Origin of the sequence: Aquimarina sp. AU474 (assembly GCF_900312815.1) — a bacterium.
Lineage (GTDB): Bacteria > Bacteroidota > Bacteroidia > Flavobacteriales > Flavobacteriaceae > Aquimarina.
Map to the genome: position 1 here is coordinate 1,705,203 of NZ_OMPE01000009.1, position 20,257 is coordinate 1,725,459.

23 protein-coding genes are annotated in these 20,257 nt (G+C 32.5%); 11 read left to right on the top strand and 12 right to left on the bottom strand.

Annotation, left to right across the window (positions count from 1 at the left end):
* Position 1: 1 nt before the first annotated feature.
* From DK508_RS20700 to DK508_RS20740, 8 genes are all read right to left on the bottom strand, one after another.
* The gene (locus DK508_RS20700) at positions 2 to 508 is read right to left on the bottom strand and encodes an outer membrane beta-barrel protein (RefSeq protein WP_160114818.1); all 507 of its coding nucleotides are present in this window, start codon (positions 506 to 508) and stop codon (positions 2 to 4) included.
* Positions 509 to 653: 145 nt separating this feature from the next.
* On the bottom strand, positions 654 to 1,412 hold the full coding sequence (locus tag DK508_RS20705; protein ID WP_109302678.1) for a flavodoxin family protein: 759 nt from the start codon (positions 1,410 to 1,412) through the stop codon (positions 654 to 656).
* A 61-nt stretch (positions 1,413 to 1,473) separates the two neighbouring features.
* On the bottom strand, positions 1,474 to 5,007 hold the full coding sequence (locus DK508_RS20710; RefSeq protein WP_160114819.1) for a metallophosphatase: 3,534 nt from the start codon (positions 5,005 to 5,007) through the stop codon (positions 1,474 to 1,476).
* A 12-nt stretch (positions 5,008 to 5,019) separates the two neighbouring features.
* Positions 5,020 to 5,406, bottom strand: coding sequence for a hypothetical protein (locus DK508_RS20715; protein ID WP_109302680.1), 387 nt, complete (start codon positions 5,404 to 5,406; stop codon positions 5,020 to 5,022).
* On the bottom strand, positions 5,403 to 7,058 hold the full coding sequence (locus DK508_RS20720) for a CRTAC1 family protein (RefSeq protein WP_235016451.1): 1,656 nt from the start codon (positions 7,056 to 7,058) through the stop codon (positions 5,403 to 5,405). Before DK508_RS20720 ends, DK508_RS20715 begins: the two co-directional genes overlap by 4 nt.
* 2 nt (positions 7,059 to 7,060) lie before the next feature.
* On the bottom strand, positions 7,061 to 7,732 hold the full coding sequence (locus DK508_RS20725; protein WP_109302681.1) for a DUF6796 family protein: 672 nt from the start codon (positions 7,730 to 7,732) through the stop codon (positions 7,061 to 7,063).
* A gap of 239 nt (positions 7,733 to 7,971) precedes the next feature.
* Positions 7,972 to 8,640 carry a Crp/Fnr family transcriptional regulator gene (locus DK508_RS20735; protein WP_200831893.1) on the bottom strand — a complete coding sequence of 223 codons (669 nt, stop codon included), beginning with the start codon at positions 8,638 to 8,640 and terminating at the stop codon, positions 7,972 to 7,974.
* Positions 8,641 to 8,826: 186 nt separating this feature from the next.
* Positions 8,827 to 9,162, bottom strand: coding sequence for a single-stranded DNA-binding protein (locus DK508_RS20740; protein WP_109302683.1), 336 nt, complete (start codon positions 9,160 to 9,162; stop codon positions 8,827 to 8,829).
* A gap of 391 nt (positions 9,163 to 9,553) precedes the next feature.
* On the opposite strand from DK508_RS20740, the gene DK508_RS20745 reads away from it, so the two are divergent.
* The 7 genes from DK508_RS20745 to DK508_RS20775 all read left to right on the top strand — a co-directional run bounded on the left by DK508_RS20745 (position 9,554) and on the right by DK508_RS20775 (position 13,920).
* Positions 9,554 to 9,880, top strand: coding sequence for a hypothetical protein (locus DK508_RS20745; protein ID WP_160114820.1), 327 nt, complete (start codon positions 9,554 to 9,556; stop codon positions 9,878 to 9,880).
* Positions 9,881 to 10,025: 145 nt separating this feature from the next.
* Positions 10,026 to 10,526, top strand: a complete 501-nt coding sequence (locus DK508_RS20750; protein ID WP_109302685.1) for a co-chaperone YbbN — start codon at positions 10,026 to 10,028, stop codon at positions 10,524 to 10,526.
* 184 nt (positions 10,527 to 10,710) lie between these two features.
* Entirely contained in the window at positions 10,711 to 11,253 is a 543-nt protein-coding gene (locus tag DK508_RS20755; protein ID WP_109302686.1) for a hypothetical protein, read from the top strand.
* The gene (locus DK508_RS20760) at positions 11,254 to 12,348 is read left to right on the top strand and encodes an AraC family transcriptional regulator (RefSeq protein WP_109302687.1); all 1,095 of its coding nucleotides are present in this window, start codon (positions 11,254 to 11,256) and stop codon (positions 12,346 to 12,348) included. It begins immediately after the preceding gene.
* A gap of 96 nt (positions 12,349 to 12,444) precedes the next feature.
* Positions 12,445 to 12,885 (top strand): SRPBCC family protein, encoded by a 441-nt coding sequence (locus DK508_RS20765; protein WP_109302688.1) that lies wholly within the window; start codon positions 12,445 to 12,447, stop codon positions 12,883 to 12,885.
* A gap of 3 nt (positions 12,886 to 12,888) precedes the next feature.
* A complete protein-coding gene (locus DK508_RS20770; RefSeq protein WP_109302689.1) occupies positions 12,889 to 13,212 on the top strand; it encodes a hypothetical protein in 324 nt (107 codons plus the stop codon).
* 18 nt (positions 13,213 to 13,230) lie between these two features.
* Complete coding sequence (locus tag DK508_RS20775; protein WP_109302690.1) at positions 13,231 to 13,920, top strand: alpha/beta fold hydrolase; 690 nt, start codon at positions 13,231 to 13,233, stop codon at positions 13,918 to 13,920.
* Positions 13,921 to 14,208: 288 nt separating this feature from the next.
* On the opposite strand, the gene DK508_RS20780 is transcribed toward DK508_RS20775, so the two are convergent.
* The 3 genes from DK508_RS20780 to DK508_RS21310 form a co-directional block, all read right to left on the bottom strand.
* Positions 14,209 to 14,823, bottom strand: coding sequence for a DUF4230 domain-containing protein (locus DK508_RS20780; RefSeq protein ID WP_109302691.1), 615 nt, complete (start codon positions 14,821 to 14,823; stop codon positions 14,209 to 14,211).
* Between the two features lie 89 nt (positions 14,824 to 14,912).
* Positions 14,913 to 15,458 carry a DUF4136 domain-containing protein gene (locus DK508_RS20785; RefSeq protein WP_109302692.1) on the bottom strand — a complete coding sequence of 182 codons (546 nt, stop codon included), beginning with the start codon at positions 15,456 to 15,458 and terminating at the stop codon, positions 14,913 to 14,915.
* Between the two features lie 83 nt (positions 15,459 to 15,541).
* Positions 15,542 to 15,718 (bottom strand): DUF5522 domain-containing protein, encoded by a 177-nt coding sequence (locus tag DK508_RS21310; RefSeq protein WP_160114821.1) that lies wholly within the window; start codon positions 15,716 to 15,718, stop codon positions 15,542 to 15,544.
* Between the two features lie 30 nt (positions 15,719 to 15,748).
* On the opposite strand from DK508_RS21310, the gene DK508_RS20790 reads away from it, so the two are divergent.
* A complete protein-coding gene (locus tag DK508_RS20790; RefSeq protein ID WP_109302693.1) occupies positions 15,749 to 16,075 on the top strand; it encodes a hypothetical protein in 327 nt (108 codons plus the stop codon).
* A gap of 30 nt (positions 16,076 to 16,105) precedes the next feature.
* On the opposite strand, the gene DK508_RS20795 is transcribed toward DK508_RS20790, so the two are convergent.
* Positions 16,106 to 17,017 carry a polysaccharide lyase family 7 protein gene (locus DK508_RS20795; protein WP_109302694.1) on the bottom strand — a complete coding sequence of 304 codons (912 nt, stop codon included), beginning with the start codon at positions 17,015 to 17,017 and terminating at the stop codon, positions 16,106 to 16,108.
* Positions 17,018 to 17,104: 87 nt separating this feature from the next.
* Between DK508_RS20795 and DK508_RS20800 the strand changes: the two genes are divergently transcribed.
* From DK508_RS20800 to hemL, 3 genes are read left to right on the top strand one after another with little or no spacing between them, the layout of a single operon-like run.
* Positions 17,105 to 18,046 (top strand): 1-aminocyclopropane-1-carboxylate deaminase/D-cysteine desulfhydrase, encoded by a 942-nt coding sequence (locus DK508_RS20800; protein ID WP_200831894.1) that lies wholly within the window; start codon positions 17,105 to 17,107, stop codon positions 18,044 to 18,046.
* 8 nt (positions 18,047 to 18,054) lie between these two features.
* Complete coding sequence (locus DK508_RS20805) at positions 18,055 to 18,927, top strand: glucosaminidase domain-containing protein (RefSeq protein WP_109302695.1); 873 nt, start codon at positions 18,055 to 18,057, stop codon at positions 18,925 to 18,927.
* Positions 18,928 to 18,929: 2 nt separating this feature from the next.
* On the top strand, positions 18,930 to 20,216 hold the full coding sequence (gene hemL / locus DK508_RS20810) for a glutamate-1-semialdehyde 2,1-aminomutase (protein ID WP_109302696.1): 1,287 nt from the start codon (positions 18,930 to 18,932) through the stop codon (positions 20,214 to 20,216).
* The last annotated feature ends 41 nt before the right edge of the window (positions 20,217 to 20,257 follow it).

The following is a 20,257-nucleotide window of genomic DNA, read 5'->3' on the forward strand; positions in this document are numbered from 1 at the left end:
TTTATTTTTTCTCTTTATGTTTGACCAAAGGAAATATAACTCCTATGGTTATAAATTCATCATTGAGTTTTCCCGAAACTCCTTTGAATTCGGCAAAGGCAAAAAACTTTTTTAAATTGTAATGTGCTCCAAATCCGTAATTTAATCCAAATTCATTTTCTTCTTCATTTTGATCATTTTGTTCGATTAAACGTTCTTTTTCTATTGTATAATTAATCCCTGTAAGTGGATAAAACCCCAATTTTTCTGAAACTTCAAAAATGTAATGAACGTTTACATTCAAATCAAGAATTGCTAATTCATTATCACTATCAATACTTTGATACGGAAAATAAGTAACCTCTGGCCCGAAACAGATTTGTTCATTTAGACCATAGTAAAATCGTCCGTTAATTCCGATCAATTCCTCTTCAAGTTCTAAGGAAGGAGCAAATCCTAGCATCCATCTTTCTTGTCCACTCATACTTATGGTTATCAAAAGCAAAAAAAGAGTTGTGTGAATCTTCATGTTTTATGATATTAGTTTCATATTATCGATGAGTTTTCAAATCGAAAAAAGGATTATTACCTACAGTAATTTTAATTTGGCAATAGAAAATTATATTGCCTTAAGCATCTACATAAAATTAAAATTACTGTAGATAAATCATTGATTATCTTTTGTGTTCAGGACTATCAAATCCAGCTCTACATCCAGCTTCCCATTCTGCGGGTTGATTACCATGCGCCGGAATTCCTCCATTATCTTTTAGCATCCGTGCCATATGCATACAATTCCATGCAAGAAAAGAAGTATTTCTATTGGTGAAATCATTTTCTGGCCCTCCTGATCCTTCATCTCTATATGATGGTCCTGGTCCTGCTTCTCCCATCCAACCAGCATCGGCTTGTGGAGGTACTGTATATCCAATATGTGATAGTGAGAAAAGAATATTCATAGCACAGTGTTTTACACCATCTTCATTTCCCGTAATTAATGTAGCTCCAACTTTACCATAATCTCTATATTGCCCTTTAGTATTAAACTGGTGCGTATATCCATACATACGTTCTAATACTCGATTACACACCGAAGATTTTTCTCCTAACCAAACCGAAGTACAAACGATTAAGATATCACAAGCATCCACTTCTTTTTGAAGCATTGGCCAATCATCTTTTTCCCATTCTGGCGTTAAGGACATATCCATTCCTAATCCTGCAGGAATTACGTAATCAACAGGGCGAATTACCTTTGTTGTAGCTCCATTAGCTTCAAAAACTTTTTGGGCTACTCCAATTAAAGCTTCGGTATGTGATAATACAGGAGTTCTATTTAGTGTGCAATTCAGAAAAAGGACTTTAAGATCATCATATTTCGCTGGTGGATTTTCGCAATGTTTTTCTGTAATTTCTTTTAATTGTTTTGACATTTTTAAAATATTTATATGTGAAACATTAGATTCGTATTTAATATATTTTCTTTATTTTTTTTTAAAAAGCAAATCCTAGAACAAAGACAATCCTGCCCCCATCTGAACTTGAGAAATACCCCAAATTTCCGGTAAAGGTATCTAAACCACTTACCCAGAAAGATGCCCCTAAACTGTTATTCCATTTATCAGAATTATCATTTTCTACCCATACTCGTCCGTAATCGAAACCTCCGGTGACCCCATATTTTAACGGTATAAAACTGGTTTTGAATTTGCCTATTTGATAGCGTAAATCTGTATTTTGATATGCTGAATATTTACCGATAAATCTTTCATTTCTATATCCTCTAAGACTATTTGTTCCTCCAATTTGTGCAGCGTGATAAAATTCGAAATTATCACCAAGAATAACTTCTCCTCCAATTTTTGTAGCAAACACGAGCCTACCATTTTTAGATAATTTATGATCAATGGCAAGATGAGGTTCGAGATATCCAAAGCGATTATCAGAATCTCCTCCATCTATATTTGTTTTATATCCAGCCGTAATCCCGAGGTCTAATCCTAAGGTAGGAAAAGCGAGATCATTCATGTTTTTGAAATTGTAGTTTACTTCTGCTCCTATATAGGTTTGTTGGTCAAAAAAAGTACTATTTGCAGGGGCTAGGTTGATAAATCGATCTTCGGTATTTTCTACCTCAAATGATTCAACTAAAGGTTTAAAATAAAAAGAACCTCCATCTCTACCTCGCCAAATTAATGACACGGCCGCATTCCATTTTTTAATACGAACTCTATTAAAATCAAGATCGACTTCATCCTTGTCGTATTCTGTTTCGTTTCCAAATCCGAAGAAGTTTTGCGCAAAATTTGGGCTAGTATATAAACCTTCGATACCAAAATTCCAATTATGAAATATATTAGAAAACTCTCCTTTGTAAGACACATCAAATCCAGAAGAACCTGTATAATAAGATGCGCCTATAGAATGTTTAGAAGTAAATGGATTTCTTTGTAATCCAAAATGCGTAAAATTATTTAAAACACCAACCCTTAACCCGTCATCTGGGTTAAAAGCTAATAGTGGAAGCACTTGGTATACCGAGTAGTCTCTTTTTTTATAGTCATAATTGTTAATCTCATAAGAGTCTACGAGCCATTTCCTTGATTTTTTGTTTACAATCGTATTATTCTTAGACTTGTAATCATATAGCTTAACTTTTCGTGTGTTTTTAAAATCATAGGTGTCATTTTTTCTACCACCAATAATCCTGATCATTATAGGGTGATCTCCTTCTCCTTGTACAGTAAAAGAGTCTTTACCATCAAGACCATATAACCATATTTCTTTGGTTTCTTCGGCAATAAAAGTTCGACTAAATATGCCTAAATCTTTTCTATTTACTTCAATAGAAGTTTTGCCTCCAGGAAGTCTGACGATATTAAATTTATCTTGTTTTTGAGTACCTGCGATTACTTCGAACTTGTTAATGTACAGATAATATTCTCTAGCAATTTTCAGAATATTCTGTCTTCTTCCTTTAAGTTTTGATTTAATTTCTTCTACAGTTTTTCCTTGAACTTCTTCGGGGAGTTCTTGGAAAGCTTGATCAATAACTTCGTCTGTTAGTTGAGTTTGTATGTGTTTTATTTGTTCTTGCCATTGGCTCCAGTCGGATTGATTAAGAAACGTAAGATCCAAGGGGTAGGGTTCAAAATTAAACCACTTAGTACTTGGCAAATCTTCATCGTAGGATTGCATCATTCTAATAAAAGGGACAGCACATCTCAAAAAAGAAATAATACTACCATCAAATACAGAAAAAGCTTGATCTCTATCTCTAGGAATAGGCTTGCAAATTTCTGTTCCGTCTTCTTTTTCGAAACGAGCCCATCTCCATTGATCTTCATGTCGATCCCAGTCACCAATAAGCATATCAAAAATTCTTGCCCTTATATATGAAGGTTCATCTACGATTGACTTACCTGTTTTATGAATTTCTTGTAAAACATCATCAGTGCTCAGGATATCTTTAGGTTTTCCAAAGCTTTCTAAATCATTGTGATTAGACTCTACACGTTCTTCAATTAAGTATAATTCATTACCATATTCATCATTGTATACACCCAAATCTTCTTGTTTAGGGATATAGTAGAGTTCTGGATTCGTATGAAACACACCTATTGCATCGGCTAGCGTTCCTACGGCAAATGGCGTATAAGGATGCGCGGTAGTATAAAAGTCTAAAAGAAAACGATCTGCAAAACTATCTTCTAAATCATCTTCGACATATCTGTCTTGAAAAGCAGTAGATTGCAAGAATTTTATTGCACTTTTCCGAAGTGCTCGCATAACATATTGCTTGCCGTTTTTATCTACTAAGCGCAGTGATTTTGATTGGTGACCACCACCTCTTCTTATAGGGGTTAATCCACCTTTTAAAGTATCTAGAAAGGCAATCGGCGCATTGACATTTTTACTGTAATACTCGCGATAATGATCTCCCCATAAACCTTTGTATAGTTTTCCTTTTGTAGTTTCCGCTTTAGAATATACAGATGCATTAAATGATGACCCATAACTGCTTTTTGGTGCAAATGTATACTCTGTTTTAGGGCTTTCTCTTTTAAATATTTCTGCGGAATGAATTTTTGAAGGGTTACTCTTGTTTACACTATAGTAGTTTGCCGTAACATTACCGTTTTTAAAAATATTAAGTTGAGCAAATCCATGTTCAGAAGAACCAAAATCGCCATTTTCGGAAGGTTTAACTTTTTTGGTGTTACCAACAGATCCACTTATAATTTGTGGGATACCATACTTAGAAATGTATTGTTGATTATTGGTTTGACCTGAAGCAAAAATTACGTTTTCTTTTTGCCTAGCTAATGTGATTAATTTATTACGCAGTGCTCGGTATTGTTTGTTCTGGAAATCTTGAATAGAAAGCCCTCCAGTTCTGGCAATAAGCCCCATTTTACTATTTGTAAACATAGGGTGATGAATTGCAACAATTGTTGTTTTATTTTGCGATTTTTTAAGAATACTTTCAAACTCAAGAAAGAACTGTGTTCTATTTTTGATGTAGCAATCATCATTAATATACGTGTTTTTGTTCCAGTCTTCTAGAAACCATTGAGAATCAACAGCAATTAAAACTACATTTTCTGAAATATCTTTTTTCTTGATAGGGCATCCATGATCCGGATAATACTTGGCTCTACTGTTTTCTTGAATGAATTTCTCCAAACCTTTTACATTTTTATACCCTTTGGCTCTCCATTCATTATAACCAGGAACGAATACAATCTCTCCATTAAAATCAGCGATAACATCTAATTGTTTTCCAACAGTAGTCTTTGCAGAATTTTCTTTGATACTAATGGGGTCTGCCATATTACCTACAATTAATAAAGTGGCGTTTTTCATTTCTGAAGATGATGATACAATACTCTGCAAAATATTCTGATCAATATCCTCACTAGTATTAGCTATAATGTAAAGAGAAGATTCTATATCTTGACTATATGAATTTGTGGCAATTACAAAGAAGCCAATAATCATGAATTTGGTTATAAAAGAGGTATTCATTGTGAATGAGTTTTAATATGATCTGTTACTTATATTTTTTCTAAGTAGGTATGCTTTTGAAATAATAAGGCTAGCAAAAAGTAATAGCGAAAAATAACACATGGGTATACCGCTATTTGTTTTTGGACACTCACCAGTGCCTATAAACTGCATTATTGAGGCGATTAATGCAATTATTCCTGCGAGTCCTGTAAAAAGGAAATATAAAACATTCCATTTTTTTAAAACATGCACAAACAGGGGTACTACAAAACAAATTAAGATGATCAAACAAAAAGGAATTATCCATAATTTGGGACATCCATTACCTGTTTGTATTTCTTCTATTACTAGACTTCCTGCGCCCATGATTCCTATAATACTTAATAGTATTATAATGATATTGAGAACCTTTCTCATTGTACTGGTGCCTTTGCAATAGAATCCCTAATTTTCTTTACTTCAATTTCTGCTTTGATGTCAATAATACGATTCGACTCTGGATGATCAATTTCGAATGTTTTTCCATTTACATAATCAACGGTTATTTTGTTGATCTCAGATTCTTTACCTAACCCAAAATGTAATATTGCTGTTTGATCACTGGCTAATCCTTCGCCTGTTACTAGCCAATCGGTTAACGTCTTTTTTCGGGTCTCGATGGTCACTTTAGCTCCTTGGGCTTCTGCATTGTCTTCTAGGTCAATTTGTACGAAGTTATTATTACCCCCTTGATTAATATATGCCAAAGATGGAGTGTCGATGTTTGTCCAAATCATATCCAGATATCCATCTTTATTAAAATCACTTACTAATGCAGTAATCCCAAAATTGGGATTTATAACTCCGCTTTCCTCCTCAGTAGGAACAAAGGTATGATCCTCTTTTTGTATTAATAAACGACTGGGTAATCGAAACAATTTATTAGGTGCAAGATCTACGTAGTTTTCTGCGACCATTAGATCCTGTAACCCGTCATTGTTCATATCTGCAAAGGTACATCCCCAAGAAAATTCATAATCTGCTATTTTTACCTCTTCTGCGACATCTTTAAATTTAAAACCTCCTTCATTTCTAAATAAAATCCATTTTTCATTAAATAATGATGCATTTTTAATATCCCCTTTGGCCAAGAATCGCGGTAAAGTACTTCCTGTATTTGAAAACATAAAATCAACTAAGCCGTCGTTATTATAATCGCCTACTGCAAGCCCCATAGGGTATGCAAATTTTTTGGTTAACGGATTTTCTTTCATGGTAAAGGTTAAATCTCCATTATTTTTGTAAGTACGAGCTTCACCAGTGTCATGAACTACTACTAAATCTAACCATGAATCATTATTTATATCTACCAAAACCCCCTGAAAAGTATTATGTATATAATCTAATCCGGCTTGTTTGGTAATACTTTTAAATGTGTTATCTCCATTGTTAAGAAGCAATTCGCTGGTAGAACCATATTCATAATCTTCAAAAATGGTTTGCCCTTCCATAAGTTCTTTTTTGAGATAGGTGGCCAAAAAAATATCTAAATCTCCATCTTTATCTATATCACCAACAGTAATACCGGCAGGATTTGATTTCTCATTCATAGGAGTATCAATTTTTTGTGCAGAAAAAACCCCGTTAGTATTATAATATAAATGAAGTCCATCTTCTCGACCAATTAATAAATCTGTAAACCCATTATTGTCAAAATCGGCCGAAATAATACCTACTGTAGTGGTTGAAGTTCCTTTCTGCGGTAATTTTGTTTCTGAAGAAATATTTACAAACTGATTATTGCGATATGCAAAAATGGCATCTTCTTGCGCCATTCCTCCTCCAAAGAAAACTTCATCTACATTATCATTATTAATATCGATTAATGCAGAAGGTGCAATTGGAAGAGATTTTTTACTATTATATTGATGGGTAAAATCTAATGGTACTGGTTTAAACGTAGGGATTTTTTCTTTTTTAATCGAGACTTCATATTTGTCTGATACAGAATCCCGCCAGAAAAACCCAATCACAAAGATTAGAAGTAAAAGAATAAGAAGCCCTAGGATTTTTAAGATCTTTTTAATCATGATTAGTGTTTATCTTTTATATAAGCGTTAAGTTGAAGCAATGATAAGGTAAAGAGTATAAAATGAGTTACGTTCATTAATATAGGTAGCATATGTTTTCCTATGGCCGGGAACGCTTGGCCAATAAGTACTAAGAGCAATAGGATGACAATAGGATTACAGATTGCCATCCATTTTTTATAATAGGTGCCTCCTTTTATAATAGCAATGGCAAATACGACAGAAAGAGCGGCAATAACTATGCGTAACACTTTGACTAAGATTTCCATATGACTGGTATAATGATCTAGGAGATTCTGATATGCAGCAGGGGGAATAGTATTTTTTAAATGTATGATATTACCTATTGAAGATCTAGAACCAATCCAGATTCCGCCTACGGCAAATGCAATAAAACCAATCCCTAAAACCATCCTAGCCAAAGTTTCGTTACCAGGACGTAACATTTGATATATATGAATATATCCTGCAAAGTACAAAGGAAGTCCGATTACCGCCAAAAAATGACCCGTAGTCAGATTGTTTTGAGATACAAATCTAAAAAACTCATAGTGTTCTGCATGACCTAGAATTTGATCCGAGTAATGTAAAAAGTACTCACCTAGTCCTACAAGAACCGAAGCTATAAGCCCCAGGTATCCAAGTATTTTGGTTGTTTTGGTTGTTGGTTTCATTAGCTAGATTTGGTTAGGTTTGACGAAAAACTTTAACAATCCTTTCAATAAAAAGAATAACACCATTACAATCGAGATGACCGTTGTTATCCAATCTATAAAGCCAAATAATAATATTTTGCATATGTAAAAAATGAATATTAGGGTTGTAATAACAATACCTAGAGCTAATTGTTGAGGCATAAGATCTTGATTAAAAAGATCAACTATTTTCACCCATATTTTTTTAAAAAATACGATCATCTTTTTTGAGCTATTGACATAGAAATATGTTGTGAGTCGTAATCAATTACGTCTTCTTTTCGAAGACAACTCATAACATTACTAACTGTTTGTCTAGATGTATTAGTAAGGTTAGATATGTCTTTATGAGATAAAAGATTTTTGGCAATGATTCTATTATTTTCTTGCTCGCCAAATTCCTGTATATAATCTTGTATAAATTCTGTGATACGCAATACACTATCTTTATATAATAAATCTCTGAGTCTACGTTCTAATTTTTTAATACGTAAGCCATATACTTTTAAAACACCATTTTTCAAGGATTTATGCTTTTCCATGATTTTCTCCATTCTATCGGCTTCGATATAACAGATAATACAATCTTCTAATGCGATAGCTAATTCTTGAGAAGCGGCAATAGTATCATAAAGAGATAATTCTCCAAAAATGTTCCCTTTTTTAACGATGTATTTTACATTGTCATTAACTGTATCTACAATTTTGATAGTTCCTTTTTTAAGAAAAAAGATACTTTTTTCGTCCTTTTTTATGAATTCAATTTTGCTCCCTTTATCAATGTTTTCCATTTCTAGAATTTCGCACATCCGCATCATAGTAATTCTGCCAAGTTTATTGAAAAGATTAAATCCTTCAAGGAACCAATATTTGGTATATGTATTCAAAAAAGAGAGGGTATTTGTTACTATTGTTAAAAATAGTGAATTTTAGTAACACCCTGGTTGTATTAATTTTACGAAACTTACTTCAGGCGACAAACGGAGATATTTATTGTGTTTTTGACGTAAGAATTAGATGTGAAAAAAGCCTCATTTTTGAGGCTTTTTATATGATTTTTATGTAGGTGTTTTTTATTTGTTACCCAGCATAAGCAATTCGTTACAAACAACTTCGGTAATATATCTTTTTTGCCCTTCGTTATCCTCGTAACTTCTAGAGGTGAGTTTACCCTCGATAGCGATCTCTTGACCTTTGTTGACATATTTTTCGATAATATCTGCAGTTTTGCCCCATGCAATGATATTGTGCCATTGAGTATCTGTGATTTTATCTCCAGCTTTGTTATAATAATAATCATTTGTTGCGATCGAGAATTTAGCCAATTTTTTACCAGATTCTAGGTTTACAATTTCAGGTTCTTGTCCTAAGTTTCCAATCAACTGTACTTTGTTTTTGAGCGTGTTCATAATATTTAATTTTTTAGCGTTAAACAATTGATACTATCGAGTTTTGATGTTTCGACAATGCAAACTTAGATGGCGTCGTTTCAGAGATTCGGTTAGGAAGTGTTTAATTTCGCTTGTAATCACTTGTATTCGTTTGTAATTGAATATATGTCTGATAAATAATGGTTTACGAGTTTTTACTTGCGAATTGTTTTTGCAAAAATTAAGAAATAAATATATTTATTTTAAATATTTCAGAGTGTTTAAGAGGTATCAAAACTTTTTTTTCAATTAAAATTTATGTTATGAGTAAACGGGGAGGGGTTTTTAATTTAGACAGATATTACCATTTGATGTAACATATTCAAGAAATTAAATACCAACAAAGGTAACATGCCAAAACAAAAATAATATGCGAGTTATATGGGTTTTATTAGTGGTTATCACCACATTTTTTTCTTGTACAAAGAATCCAGGCAAAGAATTTAAAGGAAAATGGGTAGATACTCAAAATGATAAAAATATCCTTATTATTTCAAGAGCAGGTGATAACTACAGGGTTGATGTAAAAATTGAAAACGAGAAATATCCTGCCATAATTGATCAAGAGTTTTTGAAAATGATGATCGAAAAAGATACATTAACGCTTATTATTAAGGATAATTTATTACTATTGGGTAACGATACTTATCGTAAATTAAAGAGTAAAAATTTTAATCCGGGAGCTGGTCAATATTAAAACGGAATATGAAATAGACGATAGCGATTATTTGATATGCTCACTATTCTACCTGTTTTTATGTGAAAAATTAAGTTTTTGAATAGTATTGCAAAGAAGATTGAGCGGTGCTTAACTGGTATATCCCTACGAATTAATTGATAAAATGAATTTTAAAAGTAAAATAATTGATTTTCAGAACACAGCAGAGAAAGACTTCGAGAAAAATAAAAACATAGTTACTACATTTAAATTTTTACTGGCATTGCTTCTTTTTTTTGGTTCAACAATTTTTGCGGCTTTTACATTACCTTTTAGATTTGTATTAAAGCAATTTGTTCAAAAGGATAAGAATTTTAAAATACATAAAGGGAATAATAGTAATATAGATCAACTTCTTAAAGAAGAATTAGTGCTTATTGATTTCTGGGCAGAGTGGTGTGGTCCTTGCGTAATGATGAATTCAATCATAAAGGATTTTGCCGAAACCTCGAAAGGGATAAAAGTAGTAAAGGTTAATGCCGATTTGAACATGGAGACCTTAAAGAAATTTAATGTTCGAGGATTGCCTCACTTTCTATTAGTAGAGAATGGAAAAGAGATTAAACGATTTGCTGGTGCCATGACATTACATGATTTAAATAAATTTTGTTTTGATGGAAAATAAGTATGGTATAGATAAAATTATGTAATAGTTTTTTTTTCGCGAACCTTTACCTAAATCAGTACCTAACAATAAAAGAAATAGCCGATCAAGCGCAAGTGTATAGACTTGTGCTTTTTTAATATATTTATATAGTCCCTAAAGGAATTTGATAAGAATCTTTTTTAATGTACTGATAATATCATCGATGTATAACAAATTTGAAAAAATAAAGGTAGAGATAACCAATACAGAAATAACATTTCCTAATGGATATTTTTTCAAACAAAGCCCTGTTCACAAAATTAAAAAAATTGATCAAGATCAAATATCAGAAATCAACCTAAACACTTATCCTCCCTCTCTGGTTTATAATCATAATGAAATCATTTTTTTAAGAGACGAATCCAAAGATGAAATAGAAATATTTGCCAAAAATAACTCCATTCTTGTTATCGACAGGTTTGATATTTGGGAACATATAAATAGACCGTTTTTAGATACAGAATTTGAAGAATACGAAAAATCCATGTCTATACAGCAGCTAGAAGAAAATGGAATTTCTAAATCAGAATTAAACCAGATTAGAATAAAAGCGGGAAAAACAATGTGTATTAATTTTATAGTGTGGGAATGGATATATTTAGGGTTGTTTGATTATCTAAGCTGGACCTGGTTATACAAGAGAAAATATTGGTGGGCCATGAAAATAGGATTACGTAATTATAAAAAAGAAAGCAATATTTTATAAATGATGGATATCTCGTTGATTTTGAACATTCTTATTGTCTATGGTACTTGTCAGGCATTTTTTATTGCATTTGTACTCCTAAAAACCAAAGATAAAACTCTATTTAAAAAGTTGTTTTCCTTATTTCTGGTTATTGAAGGGGTTACGCTTTTCGAGCGTTTATTAGTAGAGACAAACCTTATTGTTTCTGTTCCCCATGTGCTTGGTGTTAGCTACCCTATTAGTTTTATAAAACCTCCTTTGATTTTTTTTATGGCTTATGCATTGACTCAAAAAAAGTTTAGGTTGCATAAGAAGAGTTATCTCCATTTCATTCCTTTCGGGTTGATGTTTTTACTCAATTTGCCATTTTATTTTTTAGAGGCTAATAAAAAAATAGAAACTGTTCACGATTTTATGGATAAGATTCCTAGTTATCAAGATTTTGAGTTTTATTTTAGCCTTAGTTTTTTTGCATACATTGGAGCATATGTGATTGCCGGTATTGGCAAGTTGAAGCAGTTTAAAATTCAAGTGACTAATAATACTTTGGTGAATTGGTATTACCATGTTTTGATTCTATATTCTTCATTTTTAATATTACACTTCGTTTTTTACATACTTCAACCATTAGGGGAGTTTAAAACAATTCATGTTAATCAAATAAGTATGTTGATCATGACCTTTATCATTCAATCTATAGCTTATAAGTTGGTTAATAAATCATCTGTTTTTAATGCTAAAATTACTGATTTAGGTGATCTTGAAAAGCGTAAAAAAGATGAGAAATTGATTATTGATAAATTCGAGATAGATAAAATTCATGTAGATAATTTTCTTACTCTAGAAGATTTTTCAACATCTGTTTCTTTACCAACACCTTACGTTTCAGAAATAATTAATCAAAAATTTAATTGTTCATTTAAAAATTTGTTAGCTCAGTATAGGTTAAATGAAGCTAAACGAATTATGAAACAAAAGGTGAATTCAAAAATTAAATTGATAGAAATCGCCTACGACTCGGGCTTTAATAATAAAGTTTCGTTTTATAGGACTTTTAAATTGTATGAAGGTATTTCTCCTTCAGAGTTTTTTGAACGATTAAAAAATAAATAAAATAGCGTTCAAAAATAGGTTACAAAACACTTCTGTAACCAAAACTCAAATTTGTATTTTTAACTATGCCTTAAGTATTAAATTAAAAATAACATTATGAAGTACAAGGGTTCATTAAACATTCATCAATCGAGAGATAAATTAGTTGCTATTTTTATGGATGCGTCAAATTTGAAAGAGCATCAAGATGGTTTTGTAAAAAAAGAACTAGAACATGGTAATGTCGGAGAAAATGGGGCAATATCAAAAATGTATTATAAGCATGGTAAAAGAGATATGATTCTTACAGAAACCATACTTAATAATAACTTACCTCAATCTTTTGAAGCACATTACCATCATAAACATATGGATAATACCATGAAATATACGTTTATTAAAATTGACGAATATCAAACACGATATGATTACGAATGTGAATATATAAGGATAAATTGGGTGTTACCTAAGTTAATGGCATTAGTTTTTCCTGGTATGTATAGAAAACAAGTAGAAAAGTGGATGCAACAATTTAAAGTATTTGCCGAAAAACAATAAACCATGTGGGAAGAAAAATTAAAAATTTACGATCAACTTGTGGCAAAGTGTAATCGATTTGAAAGAAAAGGAAAAACAATGCCGTATACTTCTGCCAATGGGTATATGTTTTCACTTTTTAATAAAGCGGGAGAAATAGGGATTCGATTTTCTAAAGAAGTTCAAGAAAAATATATTAAAGAATTTGATTCAACACTTTACAAATCATACAATGCGGTAATGAAAGGATATGTATTGATACCAGAAAAGATGTTAGAGGATTTAGATAGGCTATCTCAGTATCTTGATGAGAGCTATGATTATGTAATGAGTCTCGAACCAAAGTAAAATTTAAACCCTTTCCAATTGAAAAATAACATCATATTACTTCATGGAGCACTAGGAAGTAAAAAGCAATTCGAAAAATTGCACGATATCTTAAAAGAAAAGTTCAATGTTTATTCATTTAATTTTTCAGGGCATGGAGGGCTCCCCATAGAAAGTGATTTTAATATTGACTTATTTACAGAAAATACTAAAACATTTATAGAAGAACATCAATTAGAACGTTCTATAATTTTTGGATATAGTATGGGAGGATATGTTGGTATTAATGTAGCTCGAAAATATCCTGACATTGTGAATAAAATAATAACCCTAGGTACAAAATTTGATTGGACACCAGAATTTTCTAAACAAGAAGTGAGTATGCTCGATCCGGATAAAATAGCAGAAAAAGTTCCAAAATTTGCTAAATATTTAGAGGTTTTACATTCTGATATGTATTGGAGAGATGTGGTACTTCAGACCGCAAAAATGATGAATGATTTGGGTAATTCGCCTACGTTAGAAGAAGAAGGGATACAACGAATACAACAACAGGTATTAGTAAGTGTAGGAGCCTTAGATAAAATGGTCACCAGAGAAGAGTCGCAAAAAATTAGTAATGCATTACCTAACGGTGAATTAGTAGTTATTGAAAATTGTCCACATCAAATAGAACGGGTAAATATGGAGGATTTGGCAAAAACAATAGAAAATTTTATAAAAAATTAAAAAAGGGGGGTAGGGTAATTCAAATCTCTCTCGTTCTACATGTATAACAAAATAATAATCTGTAATAACTTGAGAAGTTTGAGGGACAAAGCGAATTTCTTTAAACAGGTTTTATACCAAGATGGAAAGATAAAACTCTTTCCATCTTTTTGTTATTTATTTAGAAACGCGATGTTGTCATTCTGGTACTACCAGAGTCCTTACCCATATGAGTTTGTTTAAATGGATCCCAGACCCAATAGTAGTAGATGTTGGTTCTGGGGTGGCAATTAGATATATGTGATGGGATTAATTAAGAAATTCTTTCAGATTTTTTTGATCACTTATTTCTGTATGATTGTATTTTAATTTCCAGCCTAGAGAATTCGTAAGAATATATATTTTTTGAAGTTCACTTATCAGCCTATTTTCAGAATTAGAAACCAAGGTAGATTTTTTGACTTTTGTTTCTAGTTCGCTTGTCACCCTTTTCTGAATTCGATTAAGATCTTTGGGGACAAAAGAGTTGAAAATGTTTGAAACGAAACTATGGTACTTAATATCGGGATTTATATTGATTTCTGCTTCTGGTATTTTAGTGATAACCACTGTTTTATTATCCTTATTGATAATATAATCGATTTTACTTAAATCGTAAGAAACTTGAACTTTGGCATTAACTACAACAATTGCCGATTTTCTGGCTATTAGGGCATCCCAGTAGTATTTTTTAGCATCTTTATAGGTGATGACTTCCGAAAAATGACCTTCAGTGACTACTAGTTTACCCACATTCTGCATTTGAGTTAAAATCAAATCTGATGATTGTATTTCGGTTTTTCGCTGATTAGATTGATCTATAAAATATTTTATTCCAAAAACTAGTAGGGCAGCCATTAACGCACCAAGCAAAAAATTACGCATATATTTTAGTGTCAAGTTATGTATAAATGTACATAAAAAAATAGCCTTTCTACAAAAGAAAGGCTACTATGCTTAACATGAAATATTATTTAATAATTTACTTGTGGGGGATATTTTTCAAGAATAGCCGATACAATCTCATTCATTTTTTCTTGTTTCTTATCGACTTTTTTCGTCAAAGCAGATGTTCCCATTCCTTGCCAAATTAATTCCTTCTTAGAGGCATCAATAAGATCTATGTACAAAGTGCCTTCAGTAGTTCTGGATACAGTGTTATTATAGCCTGCTCCCCAAAACCATGGGTTCCATCCCCATCCATATCCAAAACCTCCATATCCAAAATTGTTTTGATATACGTTTACGTTTTCTTTAGTTTTAGTAAAAATACTAACTAATACATCTGGGTTTGCAGATTTAGTAAATCCTTTGGCGGCCATATCAGATTCAATAGCCCTTAAGATGCGTTTTTTGTCTAGGTCACTAATTTCAGCCTTGTCTATTCCTGGCTTGTAAAAAGCAAAGCTTTTATATGTATTAAAATTAGCCTTCTTATCATAATCCGAAGCAACGCGAACTGTAGTGCAAGAACTAAGAGTTATGATAAGGATTAATGATAAAAGTGAAAAAAATTTCATAATCCTGGATTTTTTATAGATTTAACAACAACATTTGTAAATAAATCTGTCACAATAATCATACCATGCAATGGGTTACAGATCTATTTTTTAGAATAACTATTGGTTTTTTTGTCATACCCATATGGGCAATGCCTACAACCACTTTCACAACAATACCCTCTTCTTAGGTGATATTGTTCTGTAAAACATCGATACCCTTCTGGGGTGATATAATAATCTCCTTCTTCTGGAGTTATTATTTTTTTAGGATTGTTCATATTATACAAAAATAAGTATCTTGCAGTTATATGCCCGTAATCGTTAACAAATATTTGATAGGCCGACATTTTGTTGGTATTGCTCTTTGGCCCTTTATTGTGGTAAAAGAACCTTTTTTAAAGCAAGATGAAGCTTTTATAAATCATGAACGAATACATCTAAGACAACAGGCAGAACTATTAGTGTTACCTTTTTATTTTCTTTATTTTGCAGAGTATATCATCAGGCTAATACAATATCGCAATTCTCAACAAGCGTATCGTAATATTTCTTTTGAACGAGAAGCTTACCTTAATGAAGATGATCTCAACTACCTGAAAACAAGAAAACCTTGGAGTTTTATTAAATATTGGTAAAAGTAAATTGACCTTATTTAACATTGTAAACTAATTGTGTGTTGTTTTTGCACTATATAAAATCACTTCGGCAGATTGATTGTAATCGGAGTTCCATTTAAAATAATTACCAGTTTTGAAATAATTCTCGTATTGATAACCATTTCCTACATAATCATATAACATGATGTAGTTGGTGTCAATATCTTTATTCACGCATACTAATTTATATAATAACTTACCACCTTCAATTTTTAAAGAAATTGTAAACTTCTCATTGTCTACTCGACCAATGGTCACTTTTTTATCTCCATCACTAGTCCATTCACCGCTATCAGGCTTTTGGTAGTACTCTATGACAAGATCACCATCATACCATTGCGCTTTTACAGTGGCGGGTGAATTCTTAAGACCCAACGCATCATTTTTAATACCGTGAATTTGGGCAACATACGTCTGTTTTCTTCCTTCGCAATACGTTACTTTTAATGTTGATTCTAGCACATGTGTACCTGTAGTCATTGACCAATTATCCGATGTGCTTTGATTGCCTTGCCAATACTCACGTAATTCTGTTCGGCAGTACTTCCCTCCATTCAAAGATGATTCTCCTGAAGTTGTGTATCCCGTAAAGTGCGTAAAAAACGTATAACTTCCATCTGCGTTTTTATAAAAATATTTTTTTTGATTTTCGGTAAGAACATTGTTTTCGATCGCTTCATAGTAGATAGAAGTAGCTTTACCATTACCTCTATTAATTGGGACAGATAGGTACCAGTTTTTCCATGTAATATTTTTTTGTTGTTCCTCTTCTTGTTCAGGTTCTTCTTCTACAGGTACTTCGCCGGAAGTTTCTTCAGGTGTGTTTTCCTCAGATGCACTACAGTTAGTAAGGATCAGCGATATAGATATTGCAAACAATGTATGTATTACTAGTCTATAAAAGGCCTTTCTATTTATCATGATCTTTTGAGTTACATAAATTGGTTGACCAAAAATAAGAAAAAATAAATTAAGTGTACTTTTGTATGCTTAACTATAGCATTTATTATGCAATTTTTTTCTTCGGAATCCATAAACTCTATTAATCAGTCAATCACTCATTCTATTTTGGATCATGCACAAGTGATGTTGGATATAAAACGTGAAGACCAGATTCATAAGCATGTTTCTGGGAATAAGTTTAGAAAATTAAAATACAATCTTGCCAAAGCTCGTGCATTAGGATATGATGCTATTGTCACATTTGGAGGAGCATATAGTAATCATATAGCCGCTACTGCTGCTGCAGGAAAAATAGTGGGATTAAAAACTATTGGTATTATACGAGGAGATGAATTAGAAAAAAATCTTGATAAAACATTATCTGAAAATGATACTTTACAATTTGCAAATACACAGCAGATGCAGTTGAAATTTGTGTCAAGAGAAATTTATAGAAATAAAACTACAGCGGCTTTTTTAGATTCTTTAAAAACTGAATTCGGATCATTTTATCTAATTCCTGAAGGAGGAACCAATGATTTGGCGATAAAAGGGTGTGAAGAAATATTATCGGCTCAAGATTCTGAATATGATATTGTTTGTTGCGCTGTAGGAACCGGAGGAACAATATCCGGAATTATCAATAGTTCTTTTTCACATCAAAAAATAATCGGTTTCCCTGCTCTAAAAGGGGATTTTCTTGTCAAGGAAATTAGTAGATTTACCTCTAAAACAAACTGGGAGTTGGTTCAGGATTATCATTTTGGGGGATATGGTAAAATAAATCATGAACTTATTGAGTTTATAAATATGTTTAAAGAGCAGCAACAAATAGCTCTGGATCCAGTCTATACAGCTAAGATGCTTTTTGGGATTTTTGATAGAATTCAAAAAGGTGTTTTTCCAAAAAATACTCGTATTTTAGCCGTGCATACTGGCGGGCTACAGGGTATAGCTGGGATGAACAAAAAATTAATGAAAAAGAAGCTACCCCCTATTACAATTTGATACTAAAAATGAAGAAATTTATTTCGTTGTTGTGTATGGTTGCGTTTTTGTTTTCGTGTGGAGGAAACAAAAAAGCAATAAGCACATCAAGAGCAAAGAAACCAACACCTCGACAAACTTCTGTGACCAAAGTAGAACGTACTACCACGGAGAGAACTATAAAAGAACCGGTTAAAAAACCTAGAACGGCACTTTCATATAAAGAACGCGTACAACAATATATATTCGAATTTTCGGCAATTGCCAAAGATGAAATGAGAACATATGGTATTCCTGCAAGTATTACTTTAGCGCAAGGGATTCTTGAATCAGGAGCGGGCTATGGTGAACTAACTAGTAAAGCAAAGAATCATTTTGGAATCAAGTGCCATGATTGGGAAGGGGCTCGAGTATATCATGATGATGACCGTTCACAAGAATGCTTCCGGAAATACGACCGTGCAAAAGAATCTTTTAGAGATCATTCATTATTCTTAAAAAACAGAAAGCGATACGCTCGATTATTTACATTTAATCAACGGGATTATAAATCCTGGGCTCGGGGGCTTAGAGAAGCAGGATATGCAACAGATAAAAAATATCCTGAGAAATTAATAAGTATTATTGAGCGCTATCAATTAGATGAGTTTGATAATGATGTTTTGGGTAGAAAAAAACAAAAAAAACCTAAGAAAAATAAAGAAATTACCGTTGTTACTAGTATTACAAGTAGTAACGGACATCTTGTGCAAAAAGGAGATACATTATACTCTATTTCTAGAAAATATAAGATATCGGTACAAGAACTTAAAACATATAATAATCTAGCAGATAATAATATCAAAGTCGGACAAGTATTAAAAGTTACTGTCTCTGATAATGATGAAGAAGATTTCAATTAAACATGATCTACCAAAGAAGTAGTGCCCTTTTTAAGGCAGCACAAAAAGTAATTCCTGGAGGGGTGAACTCACCAGTAAGAGCATTCAAAGCTGTGGGGGGAGACCCTATATTTGTTACACAAGCCAAAGGAGCGTATTTGTACGATGAGGATGGAAATGAACTGATTGATTATATTAACTCCTGGGGTCCTATGATTCTTGGGCATGCATATGAACCTGTGGTTAATGCAGTAGTCGAAAAAGCCAAAAAAGGAACTAGTTTTGGTATGCCCACAGAGATTGAAACACAAATCGCCGAATTGGCCGTTTCAATGGTGCCTAATATAGATAAAATACGATTTGTAAATTCAGGAACCGAAGCCTGCATGAGTGCAGTGAGATTGGCACGTGGTTTTACAGGCAAGGATAAAATTATCAAGTTTGCAGGATGTTATCACGGTCATAGTGATTCATTCTTGATACAGGCAGGCAGTGGTGCTGTTACTTTTGGAAGTCCAAATAGTCCAGGCGTTACAAAAGGTACCGCCCAGGATACATTATTGGCAAAATACAACGATTTGGCACATGTTGAGAGTATAATTACATCCAATAAGGAAGAAATAGCCTGTATTATTATAGAACCAGTAGCAGGTAATATGGGATGTATCCCCCCAGTTAAAGGGTTTCTAGAAGGACTTAGAGATTTGTGCGATGCTCATAATATTTTGCTAATCTTTGATGAGGTGATGACTGGCTTTAGATTAGCCAAAGGAGGTGCACAGGAACTGTTAGGGGTTAATGCTGATATAGTTACATTTGGTAAAGTAATTGGAGGAGGACTTCCTGTTGGCGCATTTGCTGCCAGAGAAGAGATTATGAATCACCTTGCTCCTTTGGGACCCATATACCAGGCGGGAACCCTAAGCGGTAATCCATTAGCAATGGCAGCTGGTTTAGCAATGCTTACAGAATTAAATAAAAACCCCAGAATATTTAAGAGCATTGCAGATAAAACTGAATATCTTCATAAAGGTGTTGCAGAAGTTCTTAATAAGCACAACGTTGTTTATACTATTAATAGATTAGGATCAATGATTTCGGTACATTTTGCTGAAGAAAATGTTGTGGATTTTGATACTGCAGCTCTTGGAAATAATGATACTTTTAAAAAGTTTTTTCATGGTCTTTTGGATAACGGAATCTATATAGCACCAAGTGCTTTCGAAACTTGGTTTATTACAGAAGCACTTACATATGATGATCTAGATAAAACTATTGCGGCTATAGATAAAGTGGCAGGTACACTTTAAAAAAAATAGATACGAATTGAGTTTGCTAATTGTTTTTAATA

Excerpts from the sequence above, each read along its gene's own strand:
- DK508_RS20740 (WP_109302683.1), bottom strand. The coding sequence starts at position 9,162 with ATGAACACGCTCAAAAACAAAGTACAGTTGATTGGAAACTTAGGACAA.
- DK508_RS20710 (WP_160114819.1), bottom strand. The coding sequence starts at position 5,007 with ATGAATACCTCTTTTATAACCAAATTCATGATTATTGGCTTCTTTGTA.
- DK508_RS20755 (WP_109302686.1), top strand. The coding sequence starts at position 10,711 with ATGTATAACAAATTTGAAAAAATAAAGGTAGAGATAACCAATACAGAA.
- DK508_RS20715 (WP_109302680.1), bottom strand. The coding sequence starts at position 5,406 with ATGAGAAAGGTTCTCAATATCATTATAATACTATTAAGTATTATAGGA.
- DK508_RS20725 (WP_109302681.1), bottom strand. The coding sequence starts at position 7,732 with ATGAAACCAACAACCAAAACAACCAAAATACTTGGATACCTGGGGCTT.
- DK508_RS20760 (WP_109302687.1), top strand. The coding sequence starts at position 11,254 with ATGATGGATATCTCGTTGATTTTGAACATTCTTATTGTCTATGGTACT.
- DK508_RS21310 (WP_160114821.1), bottom strand. The coding sequence starts at position 15,718 with ATGAACAATCCTAAAAAAATAATAACTCCAGAAGAAGGAGATTATTAT.
- DK508_RS20705 (WP_109302678.1), bottom strand. The coding sequence starts at position 1,412 with ATGTCAAAACAATTAAAAGAAATTACAGAAAAACATTGCGAAAATCCA.
- DK508_RS20720 (WP_235016451.1), bottom strand. The coding sequence starts at position 7,058 with ATGATTAAAAAGATCTTAAAAATCCTAGGGCTTCTTATTCTTTTACTT.
- DK508_RS20780 (WP_109302691.1), bottom strand. The coding sequence starts at position 14,823 with ATGCGTAATTTTTTGCTTGGTGCGTTAATGGCTGCCCTACTAGTTTTT.
- DK508_RS20700 (WP_160114818.1), bottom strand. The coding sequence starts at position 508 with ATGAAGATTCACACAACTCTTTTTTTGCTTTTGATAACCATAAGTATG.
- DK508_RS20795 (WP_109302694.1), bottom strand. The coding sequence starts at position 17,017 with ATGATAAATAGAAAGGCCTTTTATAGACTAGTAATACATACATTGTTT.
- DK508_RS20785 (WP_109302692.1), bottom strand. The coding sequence starts at position 15,458 with ATGAAATTTTTTTCACTTTTATCATTAATCCTTATCATAACTCTTAGT.
- DK508_RS20805 (WP_109302695.1), top strand. The coding sequence starts at position 18,055 with ATGAAGAAATTTATTTCGTTGTTGTGTATGGTTGCGTTTTTGTTTTCG.
- DK508_RS20750 (WP_109302685.1), top strand. The coding sequence starts at position 10,026 with ATGAATTTTAAAAGTAAAATAATTGATTTTCAGAACACAGCAGAGAAA.
- DK508_RS20800 (WP_200831894.1), top strand. The coding sequence starts at position 17,105 with ATGCAATTTTTTTCTTCGGAATCCATAAACTCTATTAATCAGTCAATC.
- hemL (WP_109302696.1), top strand. The coding sequence starts at position 18,930 with ATGATCTACCAAAGAAGTAGTGCCCTTTTTAAGGCAGCACAAAAAGTA.
- DK508_RS20790 (WP_109302693.1), top strand. The coding sequence starts at position 15,749 with ATGCCCGTAATCGTTAACAAATATTTGATAGGCCGACATTTTGTTGGT.
- DK508_RS20770 (WP_109302689.1), top strand. The coding sequence starts at position 12,889 with ATGTGGGAAGAAAAATTAAAAATTTACGATCAACTTGTGGCAAAGTGT.
- DK508_RS20765 (WP_109302688.1), top strand. The coding sequence starts at position 12,445 with ATGAAGTACAAGGGTTCATTAAACATTCATCAATCGAGAGATAAATTA.
- DK508_RS20745 (WP_160114820.1), top strand. The coding sequence starts at position 9,554 with ATGCGAGTTATATGGGTTTTATTAGTGGTTATCACCACATTTTTTTCT.